At 60.0% G+C, this 1,240-nt stretch carries 1 protein-coding gene; it reads left to right on the top strand.

Translation table 11 applies throughout. The features are described from left to right. The first annotated feature begins 64 nt into the window (after window positions 1-64). Complete coding sequence (locus M0D66_RS37895) at window positions 65-1,231, top strand: IS30 family transposase (protein ID WP_211709248.1); 1,167 nt, start codon at window positions 65-67, stop codon at window positions 1,229-1,231. Window positions 1,232-1,240: the final 9 nt, after the last annotated feature.

Here is a 1,240-nt window from a genome sequence, read left to right as displayed (position 1 = left end):
GCGGCGGATTCAACCGGTCAGCGCAACACCTCTGTTCCAATACGGAAATGGAGAGTGGAGCACGATGGGACGACAAAGAAGACCGTGGTTGAACACCGCGCAGAAGGCCGAGATCTGGAAGCTATGGCGCGAAGGCGAGTCGCTGAGCGCAATTGCGCGGATGCTTGAGCGCCAGCCGAGTGGCGTTTATCACGTCGTGAACAGGAACGGCGGGATTTCCCCGCCTGCCCGCACGAGATCTGCGCGAGCGCTGACGCTGGCCGAACGCGAAGAGATATCGCGTGCCCTTGTCGCAGGCAGAACGATGGGTCAGATTGCACTGCAACTGGAGCGCTCGAAATCGACCGTCAGCCGGGAGATCGGGCGCAATGGCGGTATTCACAGGTATCGCGCGCACGAGGCCGATGCGAACGCCTGGGAGCGTGCGCGGCGGCCCAAGGTGTGTGCGCTGTCGGGCAATGCGCGCCTGCGCCGGCTGGTGGCGACCAGGCTCAAATTAAAATGGGCCCCTGTACAGATAGCGGGGTGGCTCAAGCGCGAGTTTCGGGTCAACAAGGACATGCAGATATCTCACGAGACGATCTACCGGAGCCTGTTCATCCAGGCACGCGGGGTCCTTAAAAAGGAACTCGTGGAACATCTTCGTACGAACCGTACGATGCGCCAGGCGAAGAGCGCCTCGGCAAGCGGACAGAACAGGGGCAAGATAATCGGGGCAGTGTCGATCAGCGAAAGACCGGCCGAGGTGGAAGACCGTGCGGTACCTGGTCACTGGGAAGGCGATCTGCTGGCAGGCTCGCACAACACCTACATTGCCACACTGGTGGAGCGGCACTCGCGTTATGTGATGCTGGTCAAGGTGGCAGGCAAGGACACTGCAAGTGTGGTGTCCGCGCTGATCAAACAGGTGAACAAACTGCCGAAACAACTGCGTGGGTCACTGACATGGGACCGCGGCTCAGAGATGGCGAGCCACAGGAACTTCACGATTGCTACGGACGTGCAAGTGTATTTCTGTGATCCGCGAAGCCCATGGCAACGAGGCAGCAACGAGAACACGAATGGCCTGCTGCGTCAGTACTTCCCCAAAGGCAAACCGGTGGACGGCTATTCGCAGGCAGACTTGAACAAGGTCGCCGCGCAACTGAACGGTCGACCCCGTCAGACCTTGCAATTTATGAACCCTGCCGAGAAACTGGCGGAAACGTTGGGTGTTGCGCTGACCGGTTGAATCCGCCGC

Origin of the sequence: Paraburkholderia sp. SECH2 (assembly GCF_030464795.1) — a bacterium.
Classification (GTDB): Bacteria; Pseudomonadota; Gammaproteobacteria; order Burkholderiales; family Burkholderiaceae; genus Paraburkholderia; species Paraburkholderia aspalathi.
The sequence above is the reverse complement of the archived record's forward strand: the minus strand, read 5'-3'. Positions and strand labels throughout refer to the sequence as shown.

Bases quoted from the DNA above. Each gene is read 5' to 3' on its own strand.
- M0D66_RS37895 (WP_211709248.1), top strand. From the start codon at position 65: ATGGGACGACAAAGAAGACCGTGGTTGAACACCGCGCAGAAGGCCGAG.